2 protein-coding genes are annotated in these 4,594 nt (G+C 68.6%); both read right to left on the bottom strand.

Features of this window, described 5'->3' with window-relative positions; genetic code table 11:
• On the bottom strand, nt 1–461 hold a 461-nt coding region (locus WAN02_RS09130), incomplete at its 3' end, for a hypothetical protein (protein WP_422263833.1).
• The gene (locus WAN02_RS09125; protein WP_422263832.1) at nt 458–4,180 is read right to left on the bottom strand and encodes a hypothetical protein; all 3,723 of its coding nucleotides are present in this window, start codon (nt 4,178–4,180) and stop codon (nt 458–460) included. The genes WAN02_RS09130 and WAN02_RS09125, both read right to left, overlap by 4 nt.
• Nucleotides 4,181–4,594 lie beyond the last annotated feature (414 nt).

Below are 4,594 nucleotides of genomic sequence, written 5' to 3'. Positions count from 1 at the left end.
TCCAGATCGTCGACCCAGGCACGCGGGTCGCGGCAGATCCGGTCCTGACGCACGAAGCCGACCCAGGCGTCGCTGGCAGCGGTCAGCAGGGGTGCGCCGCCGGCGACGGCGACCTGCTGATCACCGTCGGCGACGGCCGGTAGGTCGCTGGCGTGCAGCAACACATACTGCAGCGGGGTCCCCCCGGTCAACCGGGCGAGCAGCCCCACGTGCGGCATCGGCGTGACCTCGATCAGCGCCGACGGCACCGTCGGGCCGGCCGGCACGCCCGTGACCGTGAATACCTGGCGCGCGCCCGCGCCGAATGAGCTCAGTGCAGTCCCCGCGGCGACCTTGAGCCAGAGCACGGGCACGTTGGCGAACCGCGGTGACGGGTCGGAGGGGGTGGCGGGAATACCAAATGGTGCCGCCTCGACGCTCAGCGCTGCGGGGTCGGTGACCGGTCCGAACAACGTGGTCATGAGCTCGTCCCCACCGCAACGGTGAACGGGCCCAACGGCTGCGATGGGATGCCGTCGCGGGACAGCCCGTAGCACCAATACCTCACCCAGCGCGGTTGACCGGGGGTGCCGTCGGGAAGCGTGACGGCAATGGGCAGGTCGAGCAGCCCGTCGCTGTCGGTGCCGGCTCCGGCCACCTCTGCGGCAGTGGGAGCCAGCAGGGTCCCGTCGACAAGGCGCAGCCGCAGACCGCCGCCGGGGTACAGGTCGCGGCGGTTGGGCATCCGCAACAGCTGCGCGTCGGCCGGATCCGGTGGGGCAGTGGCCCAGTCGCCAACCCCGTAGAACAACAACACCCAGGCGAGTTCTGGATCAGGTTGCATCGCCAAGCTGACGGACAGCGTGCCGTCGGCAACCGAGACGGTGCGGCGGGTGGGTGCGGGCATCGGCACGATCGAGGGCACCCGCACGGCGACCGGCAGGATCGCCCCTCCCGTGCTCACCGCGCCTGAGGCGTCTGCTAGCCGGACCCGGTAGAAGTAGCGGCCGGGCTTCGGCGGCAGCTGGTCGGCCAGCGCACTCGCTGTCTGCAGCGCCCCGACGGTGCTGAACAGTTCTTGTGGAGAGTCGAAATGGCCGAGCAGGAACAGGACGTAGCGCGTGTCGAGGCGTTCGGGATGATCGGAGGCTAACCCGGCGCGAACGGTCGCCTCGTCGGACGGGTTGGGGAACACCACCGTCTGCTCAGTGCCGTCGGTGCGCTGGAGTACTACGTCGGCTCCGTTGAGCCTAGTGATTTTCAGGACGGCGTCGAGGGGGCAGCGGTCGAGGGCCACGGTCGCCGCGGCGCTGACCGTGCCGGCCCCGAGCAGCGCCGAGGCGTCGAGTGTGACCGCCAGCTGGCGTCCCGTGGGCTCGTCGGTGACCAGCTCGGGCACATCGCCGAGGGGCGGTGGGACGGAGAACTCCGGGCGGCCTCGGTAGCGGGCGGACGCGGTCACCGCGGCGATGCTGCTCTCGTTGCCTGGCCGGCCACCGTTGGGCTGCGCCGCCGGAACCTCGTCGTCGACATAGGGTTCGGCGTCGGCCGCCGATACCCCCACCCATGCTTCGTCCGTCGGTGCCGCGGCGCTGACCGACAGCACGTCGAACAGAACGTGGCTGTACGTGTCGGCGCTCGTCAATGGCACGACGGCGATCCGCTGCCACGACGCGGGCCGTTGGTGCGTGGCGGCCAGCGGCCGGCCGAAGGTGACGGGCGCTGTCTGGGGCGCGGACGAGGGGTGGACCAGGCTCGCGGCGACGGTGATGGTCGGTGTGGAACCGCCGGTGTGGGTGACGATGCGGAATGCCTGACCGCCGCTGGTCAGCCACATTCCTGCGCATTCGTCGGCGATGAGGGCGCGGTCCGTGGTGAATTCGAGGATCCACTGGTTGGTGGCCTGGCTGACCGATGTGACGGTGCCCGGCACCGTGGTGGGTATGTCGGGCTGCAGGTAAACGCGGAACTCGGTAGTGCTGGGGTCGAGTTCGTGTTCGGCGGGCCGCCAGCCCCAGGAGAGCACCACCGCGCATTGATGGCCGGCCAGCAGCGCAGCGTCGGCCGGACTGAGCATGGGGTCGCTTGCCAGAATCGTGCGAGCCTGCACACCCATCGGCCCCGACGGGCGCGGCGGCGTGCCGACCAGGGTCGGCTCGGGTTGCGGCCCGGCGGGTAGCGGCGGCGGGATGTGCTTTTCCAGCCGGATGACCGCCGACTCGGTCCAGGTGCCGCTGACCCGGCCGACGACGTCCATCGCCTGGATCCGGTACTGGTGTGAGGAGCCCAACGGTGCGGCCGCACGGGGCGGATCGTCGGTGGTTGCCTCGGGGTTCAACAGGTCGGTGACCGACATTGTCACGTCGGCTCCGGCTTGGCGTTGCCGGTGCAGCGGGAACACGACGTCGAGGTCGACGCCGTATCCGAGACTGGGTGGTCCGGATGAAGCCGGCCAGGACCCGAACGTCAGGTTGTCGCCGGCCTGGATCGGCTCCCAGGGGTCGGTGCTGCTGTCCGGGTAGACCCTGCGGTGTTCGATCAGATAGGCCAGCGAGTCGGTCGCCGGGTCAGCAGCTAGGTCGCCGGGCCATGCCCCCCCGCCACCCAGGGTCGCGGGCGCCCAGGTGACACGGAAGCCGGGCTGTGGACGATCTGCGACCAGGGTCCCCTCGGTGATGTCGCCGGTGAGGATGGTGGGCGGGGACTGCAGGTTGGTCAAAGTGACGGTGGTCGGCGGCGTCGGCAGCGGTTGCGCCACCAGCTGGACCGGCCCGCAGACGCAGCTGACGTGCCCGTCGCCTGCCAACGCGGGCAGCCTCAGTGCGTAAAGGGTCCCGGAACCGTCGATTTGCAGCTGATCCACGGGTGCAGGGAAGGTGACATCCGCCGACGGTCCGGGCGGGATGGGAACGGGCGTGACAATCGCTGGGTTGGCGCTGGAGACGCCGGCACACGACAGGTGATGGGACGCGGGCACCTCAAACGTGACGTGTTGCAAGGCGACCGGCAGATCGATGACGCACGAAAGGTCGGCCGGCCACCACGGCACGAAACCGTCGATCGGACCGCCGCGGTTGATGGCGATGCCCCGCCTCGATACCGCGGACAGCGCCGCGGTGTCCGGCGCGGGATCGAGCACGACCTCGGTCGGTGCCCCGAACCGCAGCGTGATGTCACCGATGCGAAACGTGGACGGAAGTGCTGTGCCCGAAGGGATTTGGTGCACATCGTAGATGGTGTCGGCGATGTCGGCGGGGTCGAACAGTCCGCTCACCTGATAGTCGTAGGTGACGCCGGCGACCGCGGTTTTGTCGGCGAATCCGAATCCCAGTACGCGGCGCAGCCGCGGGTCGAGTGTGATGAGGCCAAGGCGGGTGGAAAACACCGTTTCCTGGAACGCCGCATCGGTGTCCGTACGGTCGAGCAGCACCCGGTCGCACGGTCGGCCCTGCGGGTGCGTCACGCCAGGGCGCAACGCCGCGGCAAGCTGCTCGGCTTCTTCGGCGGTCAACGTTTCGGTTCCGATGAGGCGTGAGCGGCCCCGGGTCAGTTCCTGGGCAGCATCGATGAGCGAAGGATCCGTCTCGTGCAGCGGCAGCGTCAGACCGGAGGCGATGACCTCGGCGGTGGCCCACGATCCCTGATCGGCGGCCGGGTCGGCGGGCTGCGCGGCGCACACAGTCAACGCGGTAGGGCGCCGCGCGTACACCACGACAGCATCGATGTTGGGACCGGTCAGCGTGACACCTACGGTGGGGCTGATGTCGGTGTATGCCACCGATTTCTCGCCGCTGACCGCGATGGCGAAGGCTGACTCCGCGGAGCAACTCACCGACACCTGGGGCGCCGGCGCCGCCAGTTCCTGGATGAACACACTCCATGGAAGGTTGGCGACCGCCGCCATCACCACGGGGGCCGGCACGGCTGCGGTCTCCTGGCCCGGTCCAGGCGTGCCAGGGCGCCAATTGTGCAACAGCATGACGCCGAGTTCGTCGGGCAACACTCCAAGCGCCGCCAATCGCGCGAGGCCCTGGGTGTCGAACTGCGCGCACACGGTCTTCGTCTTGGATTCCCGGTGTGGGCGCCGGCGGATTTCGTAACCGCCGTTGGCCAGCGGGCTCAGTTCAGGACCGCTCCAGGCCAGGTGGATGCCGATGGCACCCTGATCGAGCCGCGGAATCGCAACAGCACGAACCGTCATCGACACTGGCTGGGCCATCGCTGCCTTTCCCGGCGACCTGCCGACGAATTTCGCCAGAGCATGTTTTTCCTCGGACTTTTCAAGGCCGCAGCCAGTTTCTTCGCCTTTGCTCCGCGGTCCCGGATTTAGTGACTTCATATACCGGGAGACATTTTTGCGAACAAGGCTCACTTGCACCCATCGGTTCGCCTCCTTTTCAAACCACCTTCGGCCAGTTGGGCAGCGCCAGTCCCGCTCGGCGTCGCACACACGATTCCCAGAGTCATCGCACCTCGGTTGGTGTATTGCCACAAGAGCCCGGTCCGTTGAGCAGACCGCACGCCTCGACGTCATTCCGTGGGTGGTTTCGCTACCCGCGTTGTCCGAGGAACCGACGACGCTGATGGTCTGATCGTTTCGATCCTTGACGCCGTC

This window comes from Mycobacterium sp. (assembly GCF_049281135.1).
Classification (GTDB): domain Bacteria; phylum Actinomycetota; class Actinomycetes; order Mycobacteriales; family Mycobacteriaceae; genus Mycobacterium.
This window is presented reverse-complemented; position numbering and strand designations above follow the sequence as displayed.